The sequence below is a fragment of the Achromobacter sp. CF-sbj1-Ac2-l genome (genome assembly GCF_052698165.1).
On record NZ_CP199855.1, the window covers coordinates 3,225,989 to 3,241,183 of the forward strand.

Annotated in this window: 14 protein-coding genes; 3 read left to right on the plus strand and 11 right to left on the minus strand. The window is 70.6% G+C overall.

Going from position 1 to position 15,195, the window contains the following annotated elements; all coding sequences use genetic code 11:
- Positions 1–61 precede the first annotated feature (61 nt).
- Entirely contained in the window at positions 62–979 is a 918-nt protein-coding gene (locus ACUDCK_RS14750; RefSeq protein WP_064525380.1) for an AraC family transcriptional regulator, read from the plus strand.
- A gap of 93 nt (positions 980–1,072) precedes the next feature.
- On the opposite strand, the gene ACUDCK_RS14755 is transcribed toward ACUDCK_RS14750, so the two are convergent.
- Genes ACUDCK_RS14755 through ACUDCK_RS14765 form a run of 3 tightly spaced genes read right to left on the minus strand, consistent with a single transcriptional unit; the run spans position 1,073 to position 4,371 of the window.
- The gene (locus ACUDCK_RS14755) at positions 1,073–1,891 is read right to left on the minus strand and encodes an alpha/beta fold hydrolase (RefSeq protein ID WP_231132949.1); all 819 of its coding nucleotides are present in this window, start codon (positions 1,889–1,891) and stop codon (positions 1,073–1,075) included.
- A gap of 5 nt (positions 1,892–1,896) precedes the next feature.
- Positions 1,897–3,192: an O-acetylhomoserine aminocarboxypropyltransferase/cysteine synthase family protein gene (locus ACUDCK_RS14760; RefSeq protein WP_054416933.1), complete on the minus strand. Its 1,296-nt coding sequence runs from the start codon at positions 3,190–3,192 to the stop codon at positions 1,897–1,899.
- A gap of 39 nt (positions 3,193–3,231) precedes the next feature.
- Positions 3,232–4,371, minus strand: coding sequence for an aminotransferase class V-fold PLP-dependent enzyme (locus ACUDCK_RS14765; RefSeq protein ID WP_054504245.1), 1,140 nt, complete (start codon positions 4,369–4,371; stop codon positions 3,232–3,234).
- Positions 4,372–4,540: 169 nt separating this feature from the next.
- On the opposite strand from ACUDCK_RS14765, the gene ACUDCK_RS14770 reads away from it, so the two are divergent.
- Complete coding sequence (locus tag ACUDCK_RS14770; protein ID WP_175167975.1) at positions 4,541–5,581, plus strand: amino acid ABC transporter substrate-binding protein; 1,041 nt, start codon at positions 4,541–4,543, stop codon at positions 5,579–5,581.
- Positions 5,582–5,674: 93 nt separating this feature from the next.
- Positions 5,675–7,834 carry an ABC transporter permease subunit gene (locus tag ACUDCK_RS14775; RefSeq protein ID WP_336235373.1) on the plus strand — a complete coding sequence of 720 codons (2,160 nt, stop codon included), beginning with the start codon at positions 5,675–5,677 and terminating at the stop codon, positions 7,832–7,834.
- A gap of 38 nt (positions 7,835–7,872) precedes the next feature.
- Here the strand turns inward: ACUDCK_RS14775 and ubiT are convergent, their stop codons facing one another.
- The 8 genes from ubiT to moaA form a co-directional block, all read right to left on the minus strand.
- Positions 7,873–8,307 (minus strand): ubiquinone anaerobic biosynthesis accessory factor UbiT, encoded by a 435-nt coding sequence (gene ubiT / locus ACUDCK_RS14780; protein WP_175167976.1) that lies wholly within the window; start codon positions 8,305–8,307, stop codon positions 7,873–7,875.
- On the minus strand, positions 8,304–9,194 hold the full coding sequence (locus tag ACUDCK_RS14785) for a U32 family peptidase (RefSeq protein WP_175168015.1): 891 nt from the start codon (positions 9,192–9,194) through the stop codon (positions 8,304–8,306). The genes ubiT and ACUDCK_RS14785 overlap by 4 nt, the downstream gene beginning before the upstream one ends.
- The gene (gene ubiU, locus ACUDCK_RS14790) at positions 9,191–10,207 is read right to left on the minus strand and encodes a ubiquinone anaerobic biosynthesis protein UbiU (RefSeq protein WP_175167977.1); all 1,017 of its coding nucleotides are present in this window, start codon (positions 10,205–10,207) and stop codon (positions 9,191–9,193) included. Before ubiU ends, ACUDCK_RS14785 begins: the two co-directional genes overlap by 4 nt.
- A gap of 82 nt (positions 10,208–10,289) precedes the next feature.
- Complete coding sequence (locus ACUDCK_RS14795) at positions 10,290–10,961, minus strand: response regulator (RefSeq protein ID WP_116791128.1); 672 nt, start codon at positions 10,959–10,961, stop codon at positions 10,290–10,292.
- Positions 10,962–10,973: 12 nt separating this feature from the next.
- Positions 10,974–12,911: a type IV pili methyl-accepting chemotaxis transducer N-terminal domain-containing protein gene (locus tag ACUDCK_RS14800; RefSeq protein ID WP_175167978.1), complete on the minus strand. Its 1,938-nt coding sequence runs from the start codon at positions 12,909–12,911 to the stop codon at positions 10,974–10,976.
- Positions 12,912–13,011: 100 nt separating this feature from the next.
- Positions 13,012–13,509, minus strand: coding sequence for a molybdopterin-guanine dinucleotide biosynthesis protein B (mobB, locus tag ACUDCK_RS14805; RefSeq protein WP_026384272.1), 498 nt, complete (start codon positions 13,507–13,509; stop codon positions 13,012–13,014).
- Complete coding sequence (locus tag ACUDCK_RS14810) at positions 13,506–14,165, minus strand: carbonic anhydrase (protein WP_175167979.1); 660 nt, start codon at positions 14,163–14,165, stop codon at positions 13,506–13,508. The genes mobB and ACUDCK_RS14810 overlap by 4 nt, the downstream gene beginning before the upstream one ends.
- A 3-nt stretch (positions 14,166–14,168) precedes the next feature.
- On the minus strand, positions 14,169–15,164 hold the full coding sequence (moaA, locus tag ACUDCK_RS14815; RefSeq protein ID WP_116791181.1) for a GTP 3',8-cyclase MoaA: 996 nt from the start codon (positions 15,162–15,164) through the stop codon (positions 14,169–14,171).
- Positions 15,165–15,195: the final 31 nt, after the last annotated feature.

Here is a 15,195-nt window from a genome sequence, read left to right on the forward strand (position 1 = left end):
CAAACTGATCCGGTCGTGCCGCCATACCAGTACGGCCGCCACACGCCTTGCCAACTTCGCCATGCCGCCCTCGCCCGCCCCGAACGCCGATCAAGCCGCCGTCGACGCCCTGCTGCTGTCGAGCCTGGAGGTGCAGTCCAGCTTGTATCACCTGGGCCAGTATTGCGGCAATTGGTCGGCCAGCACCAGCGGCCGGGCCCGCGCCAGTTTCCACCTTATCCTGCACGGCCGCTGCCGCGTCGAGCTGGGAACGGGTCAGGCGCCGCTGACCCTGGCGGCGGGCGACGGCGTGTTTTTCCTGCGCGACCTGCCGCACACGCTGACGCCGCTGGACGCGGCCGACGCTCCGGTGTGCCGCGACATGCGCCCGCTGCTGCCGCGCCAGGCCGACGGCACCGGGCTGGCCTGCGGCTTCTTCCAATTCCGCCCGGGCCTGGCGGACCTGGTGGCCGAGACGCTGCCCGACATACTGGTGCTGCGCGCCGACGATGCCCGCTACGCGAGCGCGCGCGGCGTGTTCGACCTGATCCTGGGCGAGACCGCGCGCGACGGTGGCGCATCCGAGGTGGTGCTGGAGCGGCTCACCGACATGCTGATCTTCTTCATGCTGCGCCACCTGGCGATCCACGACCGCCAGGCCCACGGCCTGTTCGTGCTGGCGCGCGACCCGGCCATGGCGGGCCTGCTGCAGGCGATCCTGGCGCGGCCGGCGGATCCCTGGAGCATGGACGACATGGCGCGCCACGTGCACATGTCCAAAGCCACCTTCCACCGCCGCTTCACGCTGCAAAGCGGCACCACGCCGGCGCAATTGCTGCAACTGCTGCGCATGCGCGTGGCGCGGCGCCTGCTGGCCCAGGGCGCCGCCATCGCGGACGCCGCCGAACGGGTCGGCTATCGCTCGCAGGCGGCCTTCAGCCGCGTGTTCCAACGCACCGAGGGCGTGGCGCCCTCGGCCTGGCGTCGCGGCGGCGCCTGAACTGAACGCCGGTCCCGGCCGCGGCCCGCGGAGGCGCGGCGCACCCTACGCACTCGCTATCGGGCGCGCCGTGGCCCCCAACTTGCCCGCGCGTCAGGACAGGCCCAGCAGCAGGTCGGCCAGCACCTGCGGGTGCGTGATGTGGGCCTCGTGCGGGGCGGCGATGTCGACCCAGTTCCAGCCCGGCTGCGACTTCACCAATTGGCGCGACTGCTCCAGCACCGGCAGCTCGGGCTGGGTGCAATGGATGTAGGTGCGCGGCCGGCCGTTGCCGATGGGATGCCTGAGCGTCAAGGGCGTGGTGTAGCTGGCCAGCGGGTGCGTCGTCAGGCGGCGCTTGACCCAGGCCTCGTCGGCGCTGCCCGGCTTGAAGCCCCAGGCCGCCGGCAGCGGGTCGGGAATCGGCACGGCCAGGCCGTTGGTGGCCTTGGACGCGGCCGCGATGCGCGCCTCGGCGTCGGCCTTGGGGTACACCGAGAACGCATCCTGGCCGCTTTGCAGCACGATCGAATCGAAGTACACCAGGTGCGCCAGCCGCTCGGGAATGCGGTCGGCCACCCCCGAGATCGGGATGCCGCCGAAGCTGTGGCCCACCAGGATCACGTCGTTCAGTTCTTCGCTCTGGATCACCTGCACCAGGTCCTCGACGAAGGTGTCGATGGTGATGCCCTTGTGCAGCAGGTGGGCGCGGTCGCCCATGCCGGTGAAGCTGGGCGCGTGGACGCGATGGCCGGCGGCGCGCAGCCGCTCGGCCACCGGCCGCCAGCACCAGCCGCCATGCCAGGAGCCGTGCGCCAGCACGTAGGTCTTGGCGCGGCCGGCGGCCGGCTGGGCCGCGATGGACGGGGCCGCCGCCAGGGCGGGCAGCCCGGCGGCCAGTTGCAACAGGGTCCTGCGGGAAATCATGTTCATGCCCCTCACACCTTTGCCAGCGCCTGGTCCAGATCGGCCAGCAGATCGTCGATGTGCTCGATGCCGATCGACAGGCGCACGGTTTCCTCGCGCACGCCCGCCTTCTGCAGCTCTTCGGGATTGAGCTGGCGATGGGTGGTGGACGCCGGGTGCGTGGCCAGCGACTTGGCGTCGCCGATGTTGACCAGGCGCGTGAACAACTGCAGCGCGTCCTGGAAGCGCGCGCCGGCTTCGCGGCCGCCCTTCACGCCGAACGTGAACAGGCCGGGCGCCTTGCCGCCCAGGTACTTGCGCACCAGGGCGTGATCCGGGTGGTCCGGCAGGCCGGCGTAGTTGACCCACTCGACCTTGGGATGCTCGCGCAGATAGCCGGCCACCTTGACCGCGTTCTCGACGATGCGGTCCACGCGCAGCGCCAGCGTCTCGATGCCCTGCAGGATCTGGAACGCATTGAACGGCGAGATCGCCGCGCCGGTGTTGCGCAGCGGCACCACGCGGGCGCGGCCGATGTAGGCGGCCGGGCCGAAGGCTTCGGTGTAGACCACGCCGTGGTAGCTGACATCGGGTTCGTTCAGGCGCTTGAAGCGGGCCTTGTGCTCGGCCCAGGGGAACTTGCCTGAGTCGATGATGGCGCCGCCCAGGCTGGTGCCGTGGCCGCCCAGGTACTTGGTCAGCGACTGCACCACGATGTCGGCGCCGTGCTCGATCGGACGCAGCAGGTACGGCGACGGCACGGTGTTGTCGACGATCAGCGGCAGGCCGTGGCGGTGGGCCAGCTCGGCCAGCGCGGCGATGTCGGTGATGTTGCCCAGCGGGTTGCCGACCGATTCGGCGAAGATGGCCTTGGTGCGCTCATCGATCTGCGCCTCGAAGGCGGCCAGGTCGCTGGGGTTGGCGAAGCGCGTGGTGATGCCGTACTGCGGCAGCGTGTGGGCGAACAGGTTGTAGGTGCCGCCGTACAGCGTGCTGGACGAGACGATGTTGTCGCCCGCCTCGGCGATGGTCAGGATCGCGTAGGTCACGGCGGCCTGGCCAGAGGCCAGCGCCAGCGCGGCGATGCCGCCTTCCAGGGCCGCGACGCGCTGCTCCAGCACGTCGGTGGTCGGGTTCATGATGCGGGTGTAGATGTTGCCCGCGACCTTCAGGTCGAACAGGTCGGCGCCATGCTGGGTGTCGTCAAAGGCGTAGGCCACGGTCTGGTAGATCGGCACGGCCACGGCACGCGTGGTCGGGTCCGGCTTGTAGCCGCCGTGCACGGCGATGGTTTCCAGCCGCCAGTCGGGCTTCTTCGCTTCGGTCATGATGTAGTGCTCCTCGAAAATGCGTTATCGGTGATGGGATCAGGCGGCGAACCCGCGCGCGGCGCGCAGGATGCGGTCGATGTCCCCGTGATTGTTATAGGCGCCCACGGACAGGCGCAGGTAACCATACTCCACAATGCTGGCCACCACGCCCTCGCGGGCAAGGTGCGCCAGCGCCGCGGCGGGATCGGGCACGCGCACGGCGGTGGTGGTGCTGCGCAGCGCCGCGTCGGCCGGCGATACCACCTGCAGGCCCTGGGCGCGCAAACCGTCGCTCAATGCGGCGGATAGCTCCAGCACCCACGGCTCGATGCGCTCTGGCCGCGCCCACTCGATCAGATCCAGCGCCGCGGCCCAGCCGGCGATGCCGGGATAGTTGAGATTGCCGGTCTCCAGGCGGCGGGCGTCGCCGGCATCGGACACGCCCACCTGCCACTGCAGGCCGGCCTTGTCGAGCGTGGTGACTTCCGAGGGGCCGACATACAGCGGATCGAGCGCGTCGAGCAGCCGCGGCGACACGTGCAGCAGGCCCACGCCCAGGGGTCCCAGGAAGCCCTTGTGGGCGCCGCTGGCGAACGCGTCCACGCCCCAGGCATCGACCTCGGCGCGCAACAGGCCCGCGCCCTGGATGCCATCGACCACCAGCCAGATGCCGCGCTCGGCGCAGCGCCGGCCCAGTTCGGCAATGTCGGTGCGCAGGCCCGTGCCGTACTGCACCCACGACACCGCGATTAGCCGCGTGCGCGCGTCGACGTGCTGCCACAGGTCATCGACCGTATAGCGGTGCGCGCGCGACGGCGGCACCCGCACCTGCACGCCGCGACGGCGCAGGTTGAGCCAGGGCAAGGCATTGGTGGGATGTTCCTGGTCGTCGACCACCAGGTTGTCGCCCTCCTGCCAGGAGAGGCCCTGCGCCACGGTATTCAGGCCCTCGGTGGTGTTCTTGGTGAAGGCCAGCCGGCGCGCGTCGCCGCCGATCAGCCGCGCCAGCCGCGCGCGCAGCGCGCCGGCATCGCGCAGCCATTGCGGCTTGTCGCTGCGGGCATGGGTGATGCCGTCGAAGAAGGCGGCCACGCCCTCGGCCACCTTGGGCGCCAGCGGGCTGGTGTAGGCGATGTTGGCGTAGGCCTTGTCGCGAGTGATGGGAAACCATTCCCGGAATTCATCCTGCCAGCTCATGCGCAACCTTCTTCAATCCTGCAACTTGGTATGGACGGATTCTAGGTATATGACGCGAATTTGGATAAGGCTAAGTTCTCATAACCATATGACGATACAGTCGCTCACAATGGCGATGCGCAGCCCTAGAATTCATGCCTTTCTTGCATACTTCAAATACGGGAACGGCATGCGGTTGATCTCTCTACTCAAAGCCGCCGGGGTGGCGGCGGCGCTGGCGCATATGACGATGTCCACGGCCAACGCCGCCACGGCGGGCGCCACGGTCGATGCCATCAAGAAGCGCGGCGAACTGGTGTGCGGCGTGAGCCAGGGCTCGGCCGGCCTGTCGATCGCCGACAAGCAAGGCCGCTGGACCGGCCTGGACGCCGACCTGTGCCGCGCGCTGGCCGCGGCGGTGCTGGGCGATCCGGAAAAAACGCGCTTCGTGCCGCTCAGCTCGCAGCAGCGCTTTCCCGCTCTGCAAGGCGGCGAGATCGACGTGCTCAACCGCAACACCACCATCACCTCCGGCCGCGACGCGGGCCTGGGCATCGTCTCGGCCGGCATCGTGTTCTATGACGGCCAGGGCTTCCTGGTGCCGAAGAAGCTGGGCGTGAAAAGCGCCACCGAACTGGACGGCGCGCAGGTCTGCGTGCAGCCCGGCACCGTCAACGAACAGAACCTGGTCGATTACTTCAAGAAGCACAAGCTCAACTATCGGCCGGTGGTGATCGAGAACCTGGTCGAGCTGGAACAGGCCTTCTACGCGGGACGCTGCGACGTCTACCTGTCGGATGCCTCGACGCTGGCCGCCAGCCGCGCCGCGCGCGCCGCCAATCCGGACGACTTCGTCATCCTGCCCGAACGCATCAACAAGTCGCCGCTCGGCCCCTTCGTGCGCCAGGACGATCCCAACTGGACCGCCATCGTGCGCTGGACCGTCAACGCGCTGGTGGCCGCCGAGGAACTGGGCATCACCTCCAGGAACGTCGACAGCCAGGCGCAAAGCAGCGACGCGCAGGTGCGCCGCCTATTGGGTCTGGACCCCGGTATCGGCAAGAGCTTCGGGCTGGGCGAAGGCTGGGCCCGCAACGTGATCAAGGCCGTCGGCAACTATGGCGAGGTGTGGGACCGCAACCTGGGCGCGGCCACGCCGCTCAAGCTCGATCGCGGCCTGAACCGGCAATGGAACCAGGGCGGCCTGCTGTATTCGCCGCCGTTCCAATAAGCCTTCACGCACGCGCTGCCGCCAGGCGGGCCGACGGCTCGCCTGCGCGCTTTTGAGAAGTCGCCGGGCCTTCCGGCGCAGGCCAGGACAGACATGATTGCCCTTCACCCCTCGCCCTGGAACGCCGCGCTGCGGCGCTGGTGGCCAGCCGCCGCCTGGACCCTGGGGCTTGCCGCCCTGGCGGCGTTACTGCTGCTGCACATCGAGGCCACGCAGGCGGCCCGCGGCATCCGCGGCGGCTTCGGCTTCCTGTTCCAGCCGGCGGGCTTCCGCATTTCGGAAAGCCTGCTGCCGGTGACGCCCGACGATCCCTACTGGATGTCGATCGCCGCCGGGCTGGTGAACACGCTGACGGTCGCGCTGGTGGCGGTTCCGCTCGCCACCCTGCTGGGCGTCGGCCTGGGCCTGCTGCGGCTGTCGTCGCAGCCGCTGGCATCGCGCACTGCCGCGCTCGTCATCGCGCCCTTGCGCAACACCCCGGTACTGCTGCAATTGTTCGTCTGGTACGGCCTCTTGCTGCGCCTGCCGGACGCGCGCCAGGCGTGGACGCCGCTGCCGTCCGTGCTGCTGTCGAACCGCGGGCTGGCATTGCCGGCGCTGCATGGCTGGCTGCCGTACGCGCTGGCGGCGGCGGGCGCCGTGCTGCTCGGCTGGCGCCTGCGTCATCGCCTCGGCCGCGCCGCGCCCTGGGCCGCGCTGGCGGCGACGGCGCTGGCCTGGGCGTTGTTGCCCGGCGTCACCATCGATCTGCCCGTCAAGCGCGGCCTGGGCCTGCAAGGCGGCTGGCAGCCCAGCATCGAATTCGCCGCCCTGGTGATCGGCCTGGTGGTGTTCCATGCCGCCTACATCGCCGACATCGTGCGCGCCGCCGTGCGGGCGGTGCCGGTGGGCCTGGTGGAAGCCGGCCAGGCCATGGCGCTGACGCCCTGGGGCGTGCTGCGCCACGTCGTCGCGCCCTACGCCGCGCGCGTAGCGCTGCCGCCGTATGCCAACCAGTGCCTGGCGCTGGTCAAGAACAGCACCCTGGCCATCGCCATCGGCTACCAGGAGCTGATGGCCGTGATCAACACCGCCATCACCCAGACCGGGCTGGCGCTGGAAGGCATCACGCTGGCCGTGGCCGTCTACCTGGGCCTGGCCCTGGCGCTGGGCGGCGCGCTGTCGGCCTGGAACGCGCGCCACGCCCGCCACGGCCCCGGCGACAGCCACGGCGCCCGCCTGGGCGAGCGGCCCGCGTTGCGCCTGCTGGCGCGCGAGGGACGCGGCATCAACGGCTGGCTGGGCGCGGCGCTGACGGTCTTGCTGCTGGCCGCCGCCGGCTGGGCGTTGCTCGATTGGGCGTTGCTGCGCGCCGTCTGGAGCGGCAGCCCGGCCACCTGCGCCGCCGCCGCGGGCGCCTGCTGGGCCGCCGTGGGCGAGAACCTGCCGTTGCTGCTGTTCGGCGCCATGGCGCCGGCCGACCGCGCGCAGGCGCTGGTCGCCTGCGCCGCCCTGCTCGCCGCCGTGGCGGTCGCGCTGGGGGTGGGTCGGCTCGCGGCCCGCCCGCGCCTGGCGTGGATCGCACTGATGGTCGCCGTCACGGCGGCCGCGCTGGGCGGCTGGCCGTGGGGCGGCAGCGCCATCGGCCCGCTGCGCTGGGGCGGCCTGCTGGTGACGTTGATCCTGGCGATCGCGGCGATGCTGGCCGCGTTGCCGCTGGCCTTCGGCCTGGCGCTGCTACGTCGCGGCGGCAGCCTGGGCGGGTCGCTCGCCGCCGCCGCGCTGATCGAGGCCGTGCGCGGCGTGCCGCTGGTGACGCAATTGCTGTTCGCCTCCTTCGTGCTGCCGCTGCTGCTGGGCGGCGGCGTGTCCAAGTTCGGCATGGCGCTGGCCGCGCTGACGCTGCATACCGCCTGCCTGCTGGCCGAAGTGCTGCGCGGCGCGCTGCAGGCGATTCCGCCGGGCCAGATGATGGCGGCGCGCGCGCTCGGCATGCGCCCGGCAGTGGCCTACTGGACGGTGATCTGGCCGCAGGCCCGCCGCATCGCGGCGCCGGCCGCGCTGGGCGTGTTCGTGGGCGCGGTCAAGGACACCTCGCTGGTCAGCATCATCGGCGTATTCGACGTGCTGGGCGCGGCCAAGGCGGTGGTGGCGGGCACCGACTGGCGACCGTACCACGTCGAGGTCTACCTGGCGGTGGCGCTGCTGTACTTCGGCGCCAGCCTGGCGCTGTCGCGGGTGGCGCGGCGCATGGAAGGACCGGCGGCGTCCTGAGATCCGCGGCCGGGCGCGTGCCGCCTTCGCGGCCACGCCTATTGCACCCCTGCGCCCAGCCGTTCCAGCCAGGCCGGACGCGGCGCCGCGTCCAGCCAGTTCTTGACGATCAACCCCAGTTCGGTGTCGCCGGAGATACGCAGCCGACGCTGGAAGAACAAGGTGTCCGCATCAGTCTCGCCGCGCATCAGGGCCAGCAGTTCCGCCACGCCCGCGCCCAGCTCCAGCTCGCAGGCCTCGCGGTTCCACATCGGTCGAAAGACGCCGCCGCGCACGGTGAAGCGGCTGCACAGGCCCAGGTCCTCGATGGTGATGGCGAAGCTGCGGCCCTCCAGTTCCGGCGGCGGGCTGAGCCAGTTCAAACGCCGCGCCAACTCCAGCCCGGCGACGAAGTGCAGCGACACCAGCGGCGCGGGCAGCCGCCGGCCCAGGCGCGCGACCAGACCCGGCACGGCGAATCGGCTGTCGCTCATAGCGCCTCCTGCCAGGCGATCCCCGCCTGTCCATGGAAATAGCCATTGCAGCGGCTGATGCCGGCCGGCGGCTGCACCGCTTCCGGCGCGCGGCCGCCGCGCGCGGCGTCCAGCGCCGCGATGGCTTCGAGCGTGCCGGCCGACTGCGGGCTGACGCGCAGCACGTCGGCGCCCATGTCGGCCAGGTATGCGGCCTGGTCCAGCAGGTCGAGACAGGCGGCCGACTGCACCTGGATGCCGTTGATCGCCAGGAACTCGCGCGATTCACGCGTGCGCATGTCCAGGCCGTCGGGATGCTCGATGCAGCGAAAGCCGCACTCGTCCTTTTTCAGCCGGAAGTGGCGCGCGGTGAAACAGCGCGCCGAGAACGCCAGCGCCATGCGGCCCCACACCATGATCTCGGCCTGCAACCCGGCCGGCCGCTCGGCCAGCAGCCGCGCCAGCGCATTGACGTGCATTTCCAGCGGCGCGACGAAGCGGGTCGCGCCGCGCGCGGCCAGCCATTCCAGCGTGCCGCCGTGGTAGGCGTTCATGTGCGGACCGGCCACGAACGGCCGGCCGCCCAGGTGGCGCATGGCGCCGGCCTCGCCAGCCTCGACCATGAAATCCCGCTGCTCGCACAGGCGTCGCAGGGCCGAGGCTTCGGCGCCGGTCTCGATCAGGGTGCGGCCGGACAGCACCACTTCCTTGCCGGCGGCCGCGAGGTCGCGCGCCAGGTCGAGCCAGTCGTCGGCGCGCAGTTCGTGGCGCCGGCTACAGACGGTTTCGCCGACGTAAAGGATATCGGCCGGACTGTCGGCCAGTTCAGCGTAGAACGCCAGCGTGCGCTGGCGCGGCCAGTAGTACAGCAACGGTCCGACCGAGATGCGGAAAGCCTTGGGTTTCATTTCCATGGACGTTCGAATGCGCCTTGCGTGACTTGGGATCCCTCGGCATGGCGCGCCAGCATGGCGTTCCATTCGGGACGGGGGGAGTAGCGGTTGGGATCGGCGTGCGCGCTGTCGAGCGCGGCGCGCAGCGTGGACACCACCTGCGTGACGTAGGCCGGGCTGCGCTGGCGCCCTTCTATCTTGATCGCCGCCACGCCCATCTCGGCCAGTTTGGGCAAGAGGCCGATGGCGTTCAGGCTGGTCGGTTCCTCCAGCGCATGGTCGGCATGGCCGTCGACCTCGAAGCGCCCCTTGCACAGCGTCGGATAAGCGGCGGCCTCGCCAGGCCCATAGCGGTCGATCAGGATGCCGTTCAGGCGCGCATCCAGGCGGCCGTCCTGCTCAACCCAGCGCACCGCACTGGCGGGCGAACAGACGCCCTTGTTGTTGGGCGAATCGCCCGTGGCGTACGACGACAACAGGCAGCGCCCTTCGGCCATGACGCACAGGCTGCCGAAGCCGAACACCTCGACCTCGACGCTGACGTTGGCGCAGATACGGGCGATCTCGGCCAGGGTCAGCACGCGCGGCAGCACCACCCGCTGGATGCCGAACTGTTCCTTCATCAGTTCGATGGCGTCGGTGTGGGTGGCCGAGCCCTGCACCGACAGGTGCAGGCGCAGGTCGGGATAGCGGTCGCGGGCGTAGGCCAGCAGGCCGGCATCGGCCATGATGACAGCGTCCGCGCCCAGCCCATGCGCGGCGTCGACCGCCTCGCGCCATTCATGGCCGCGGCCGGCCTGCACGAAGGTGTTGATGGCGAACAGCACCTTGCGCTGGCGGCTGTGCGCCAGTTCGACGCCGGCGCGGATGTCGCGTTCGGTGAAATTGAGCCCGGCGAAGTTGCGGGCGTTGGTGGCGTTCTTCAGGCCCAGGTAGACCGTGTCTGCGCCGGCCTCGACCGCCGCTTTCAGCGCGGCCAGGCTGCCGGCCGGCGCCACCAGTTCCAGGGGAGTGGTTCGGATTTGCATGCCGGCCAGTCTAGGGGCCGGCGCGGCCCGTGGCCTTGTCGCAGATCAAACCGCGCGGCCAGCGCGAGCCGGCGCGGCGCCGTCAGACCGGATCGTCGCCGTGCAGCCCGTGTTCGACGGCGTAGACCGCCACCTGCACGCGGCTGGTCAGGTTGAGCTTCTTCAGCACGTTCTGCACGTGGATCTTGACCGTGCTTTCGCTGACGTCGAGTTCGCGCGCGATGACCTTGTTGCTGGCGCCGCGCGCCAGGCACTGCACGATCTGGCGTTCGCGCGCCGTCAGGCGATGGCGCTCGGCCTGCCCCGCCGGCGCCTGCGCGGCCAGGCTGGCCTGGCCGCGGAACTGCTCGACCAGCTTGGCCGTCATGCTTTCGGCGATGACCGGCTCGCCGCCGGCGGCGCGGCGGACGGCGGTGGTGAGCGCCTCGGCGTCGATGTTCTTGAGCAGGTAGCCGCGCGCGCCGTCTCGCAGCGCCTGGCCGAGTTCGTCGGCCTCTTCCGACACGGTGAGGATGATGACTGCACAGGAAGGCAGATCCTGGGTCAGCAGTTGCAGCGTCTCCAGCCCCGACAGGCCCGGCATGTTCAGGTCCAGCAGCACCACGTCGGGCTTGAGTTCCTTGGCGCGCTTGAGGCCCTCGACGCCGTCGCCGGCCTCGGCCACGACCTCGAAATCGGGCTGGCGCTGCAACAGCAGGCGCATCCCCGAGCGGAACAGGGTGTGGTCGTCGACGAGCAGGATACGGATGGGCATGGTCTTGATGGGTCAGGCGGCCTGGCGTTCGGCGTCGGGCAGGGTCAACGCGATGCGCGTGCCACCGCCGGGCCGGGACTTCATTGTAATCAAGGCATGCATCCGGGCGGCGCGTTCGCGCATGATGTGCAGGCCGATGTGGGCCTCGCCACGCTGCGCCACTTCGTCCGGATCGTAGCCCTGGCCGTTGTCGGCGATCAGCAGGTTGAAGTCGCGGTCGTTGCGCACCACCACGTCGACCCGGTCGGCCTCGGAATGCTTGCGCACGTTGGACAACGCTTCCTGCAGGATGAACAGCACCTGCAATTGCTGCTCCGGCGCCAGCGGCGCGCCGACGCCCTGGCTGAAGGCCAGCTCCGTGCGCACGCCGGTCTGGCGGCGGAAGCGCTCGACCGTGTCCTCGATGGCCGTCTTCAGGTCGCCCTGGCCCAGCTTGTCGCGGAAATTGGTCAGCAGTTCGCGCACGTCCTTGTAGCTTTCGTCCACGCCGGTGCGCAGCAGCGGCAGGATCTCCTCGACCTCGGCCTGGTCGCCGCGCTTGACGGCGGCGTCCAGCAATTGCAATTGCAGGTTGAGGAAATTCAGGCCTTGCGCCAGGCTGTCGTGCAGGCCCTGCGCGACCAGGCCACGCTCCTGCACGACCGCCAGTTGACGCGCCTGGGCGCCCAGGCGGCGGTTGTCCAGCGCCACGCCCAGCAGTTGCCCCAGCGTTTCCAGCAACTGCGATTCGGACGCGGCCAGCTTGCGCGGCTGGCGGAAATGCAGGGAGTACGAGCCCAGCACCTCGTCGCGCGTGACGATGCGGAACACCGCCACGCTGGCGAAACCGTCGCGCTGGCAGTTCAGCTCCGCCTGCGACGGCGCCTGGCGCAGATCTTGGATCACGATGACGCCGGCCTGGCGGGTGGCCACGCCGCAGTAGCAGTCGTCGACCCGCATGCAGTGCTCGGATTCCACCAGTTCCTCGGACAGCCCCACCGACACCACCAGGTTGAGCTTTTCGTTGTCGGGGTCGAGCGCGCGGATGCTGCCGCCCTCGGCGTCGAACTGCAACATGACGCGGCGCAGGAACCCCTGGCACATCGCCTCGATGTCGTTGGGCTGGTTCAGGAATGCCGCCATGTCGTACAGCGCGCCGATGTCGCGGTTCTGCGCCGCGAGCTGGGCGGTCTTTTCGCCCACCCGCTGCTCCAGGCCGGTGTACAGGCTCTGCAATTCGTCGGCCATGCGGTTGAAGCCGCGCGCCAGCACGCCGAATTCATCCTGGCTCTCGACCGGCAGGCGGGTGCTGAACTCGCGCGCCGCCATGCGCTGCAGGCCGTCGCGCAGGCGCAGCACGGGCGCGATGATCCACAGGTACAGCAGGTAGATCATGGCCAGGGTGCCGGCGCTGGCGATGGCCGCCAGCACGCCCTGCGACAGCCGCAGCGAGGTGGTCTTGCCGGCGTTGTCCTGCTCGATCATGCGCACCAGCTCGTCGGCGCGGGCAACGAAATCGGGCAGCGTCTCCAGGTATTCGGCCGCGTCCTCGCGGGCGATGGCGCGCATTGCCGCCGGCCGCATGATGTCGCGCCAGTAGTCGGCCACGCCCAGCCAATGCTGGCGGATGGTCGGATCGTTGGGAATGAACAGCGGCCGGGCCGGATTGCCGCGCGCCAGGCGGGCGATGGTGTCGTCCATCAACTGCACCTGCTCTTCGGTGCGCGCCTGGCGCCCGGCCTCGGGCCGCATCAGCTCCACCGCGACCCGGTTGGCGCGCATGCGCAGGCTGCCGGTGTCGTTGATGGCCGCGCCCGCGCCTTCCAGCTGCCACGACAGCCACAGCGTCAGGCCGATCATGCCGAGCACCACGATCAACGCCAGCAGCGAACTGGCGACGATGCGCGTCGACAGCCGGTGGCGTGGCGACGGCAGGCCCTGGGCGTCGGAGGGGGAATCGGGTGTGGTCATGGACTGGGCTTGCGCGCGGGCGTGCCTGAAGCGGGTTGGGCGATTGCCAGCCTTGAGGCGCACGCCGCGCGGCTGGCAGACTCCAGTGTAGTCGTTCCGCTCAACCCTGCCGCACCGCCCGGATGATGAAATCGGCCACCGCGGCCGGGTCGTTCAGGGGCAGGCAAGGCAGGTCCGTGGCCAGCGCCGCGTCGGTCACGATCGCCAGGAAGCCGGCGTCCTCGGCATGCAGCGGCGGCTTGCCCAGCGCCGGACGGTAGACCTCGATGCGGGGAATGGCCGCCTGCTTGAAACCCTCCACCAGCACCAGGTCGGCCGGCGCCAGGCGCAGCAACTGCTCTTGCAGCGACGGCTCCGGCGCCCCGCGCAGCTCGTGCACGATGGCATAGCGGAACGGCGACGCCACCATCACCTCCTGCGCCCCGGCCTGGCGGAAACGCGCGCTGTCCTTGCCGGGCGGCTCCATCTCGAAGTCGTGGTGGCTGTGCTTGATGACGCTGACCTTCAGGCCGCGCGCGCGCAGCAGCGGCAGCATGGCCTCGATCAGAGTGGTCTTGCCGCTGCCTGAGCGGCCGGCAATGCCGAAAACGGGGGTCATGCGGGCTCCGTGAACAAGGGACAGACAATGGGCAGGAACGCGTCCGCCCGGGCCGAGTATGCCAGCAAAGCGCCCGCCACCAGGTCGAAGTACCAGCCGTGCAGGGTCAGGTCGCCGGCCTGCAGGCGCCGCTGCACGCACGGCAGCGCCTCCAGGTTGCGCAGCGAGATCAGGATGGACGCCTGCTCGCAGGCGCGCCGGTGCTCCGCCAGCGATGCCGCCGGCATGTCGCTCAACACGCGCTGGCGCGCCGGTTCGGCGATATCCATCCAGCGGTTCAGGTAGTCCGGTTCGCCGTCGCCGCGCGTCGGCCGCTCCATCAGCGCGCGGATGCCGCCGCACTGGGCATGGCCCAGCACGATGATGCGGCTGACCTTGAGTTGCTCGACCGCGAACTGGATCGCCGCCAGCACGCCATGGTGGCCCTGGTCGCGGTCGGGCGGCGGCACCAGGTTGGCGACGTTGCGCACGGTGAAGATGTCGCCCGGGTCGCAGCCCAGCAGCATGGCCGGATCGACCCGCGAATCGCAGCAGCCCACCAGCAGCGTGCTGGGGTGCTGGCCGTCGCGCAGGTTGCGGTACAGCGACGGCGCCGCTTCGTAGTATTGATGCTGGAAGCGCTGGAAGCCGTCCACCAGCCGTTCGATGTCGCGCATGGTTCAGCCTCCGGTCTGCGACATGAAACGCACGATGCGCTCGGGCCGGGTGGTGAATTCGTGGCGTTCCGGCTTGGCGGCGATGCCGGCGCGGATCGCCCGTTCCAGGTCGGCGTCGCTGGCGCCCTCGCGCAGCAGCCGCCCCAGCGGCACCTGGTCTTCCTGGCCCAGGCACAGGTACAGGGTGCCGTCCACGCCCAGCCGCACGCGGTTGCAGGCGGCGCAGAAATGGCGCGACATGGGCGTGATGACGCCCAGCACCGGCGCGCCGCCGCCGCTGCTCCAGTAGCGCGCCGGGCCCGCGCCCTGCCCCGCCAGCGCCGGCACCAGGCCGGCGTCGGCCGCCAGCCGCGCGCCCAGCTCGCCGAGGTCGGCATGGGCATAGCGGCGGCCGCAATCGCCCACCGGCATCGGCTCGATCAGGCGCAGGATGAAGCCTTGCGCCAGCGCGTAGTCCAGCAGCCGGCGCACGTCGGCCTCGGGCGTGGCGGCATGCACCACGCTGTTGAGCTTGATCGGCACGAAACCGGCCTCGCGCGCGGCCCGCAGCCCGGCCAGCACGGCATCCAGGCAATCGCGTCCGGTGATGCGGCCGAACGCGGCCGCGTCCAGGGTGTCCAGGCTGATGTTCAGGCGGTGCACGCCCGCCGCCCGCAAGGCGGCGGCATGGCGCGCCAGCTGGGTGCCGTTGGTCGACAGCGACAGGTCATCCACCCCCGGCAGCGCCGCGATGGCGGCGGCCAGGCCGGCCACGCCGCGGCGCAGCAGCGGCTCGCCGCCGGTCAGCCGCAAGCGGCGCACGCCCAGGCCGGCGAACAGGCCCGCCAGGCGCGCCATTTCGTCATGGCGCAGCCAGTTGGCGGGCTCCTCGAAGCCCTTGAAGCCCTTGGGCATGCAGTAGCCGCAGCGCAGGTCGCAACGGTCGGTGACCGAGACCCGCAGGTAGTCGATGCGGCGGCCGAAGCCGTCGATCAGCCCCCGCGGCGCGGCGGACGCCATGGCGGCGACCGGGGCCGCCGGGGCCACCGCC

Bases quoted from the DNA above. Each gene is read 5' to 3' on its own strand.
- ACUDCK_RS14750 (WP_064525380.1), top strand. From the start codon at position 62: ATGCCGCCCTCGCCCGCCCCGAACGCCGATCAAGCCGCCGTCGACGCC.
- ACUDCK_RS14755 (WP_231132949.1), bottom strand. From the start codon at position 1,891: ATGAACATGATTTCCCGCAGGACCCTGTTGCAACTGGCCGCCGGGCTG.
- ACUDCK_RS14760 (WP_054416933.1), bottom strand. From the start codon at position 3,192: ATGACCGAAGCGAAGAAGCCCGACTGGCGGCTGGAAACCATCGCCGTG.
- ACUDCK_RS14765 (WP_054504245.1), bottom strand. From the start codon at position 4,371: ATGAGCTGGCAGGATGAATTCCGGGAATGGTTTCCCATCACTCGCGAC.
- ACUDCK_RS14770 (WP_175167975.1), top strand. From the start codon at position 4,541: ATGCGGTTGATCTCTCTACTCAAAGCCGCCGGGGTGGCGGCGGCGCTG.
- ACUDCK_RS14775 (WP_336235373.1), top strand. From the start codon at position 5,675: ATGATTGCCCTTCACCCCTCGCCCTGGAACGCCGCGCTGCGGCGCTGG.
- ubiT (WP_175167976.1), bottom strand. From the start codon at position 8,307: ATGAGCGACAGCCGATTCGCCGTGCCGGGTCTGGTCGCGCGCCTGGGC.
- ACUDCK_RS14785 (WP_175168015.1), bottom strand. From the start codon at position 9,194: ATGAAACCCAAGGCTTTCCGCATCTCGGTCGGACCGTTGCTGTACTAC.
- ubiU (WP_175167977.1), bottom strand. From the start codon at position 10,207: ATGCAAATCCGAACCACTCCCCTGGAACTGGTGGCGCCGGCCGGCAGC.
- ACUDCK_RS14795 (WP_116791128.1), bottom strand. From the start codon at position 10,961: ATGCCCATCCGTATCCTGCTCGTCGACGACCACACCCTGTTCCGCTCG.
- ACUDCK_RS14800 (WP_175167978.1), bottom strand. From the start codon at position 12,911: ATGACCACACCCGATTCCCCCTCCGACGCCCAGGGCCTGCCGTCGCCA.
- mobB (WP_026384272.1), bottom strand. From the start codon at position 13,509: ATGACCCCCGTTTTCGGCATTGCCGGCCGCTCAGGCAGCGGCAAGACC.
- ACUDCK_RS14810 (WP_175167979.1), bottom strand. From the start codon at position 14,165: ATGCGCGACATCGAACGGCTGGTGGACGGCTTCCAGCGCTTCCAGCAT.
- moaA (WP_116791181.1), bottom strand. From the start codon at position 15,164: ATGGCGTCCGCCGCGCCGCGGGGGCTGATCGACGGCTTCGGCCGCCGC.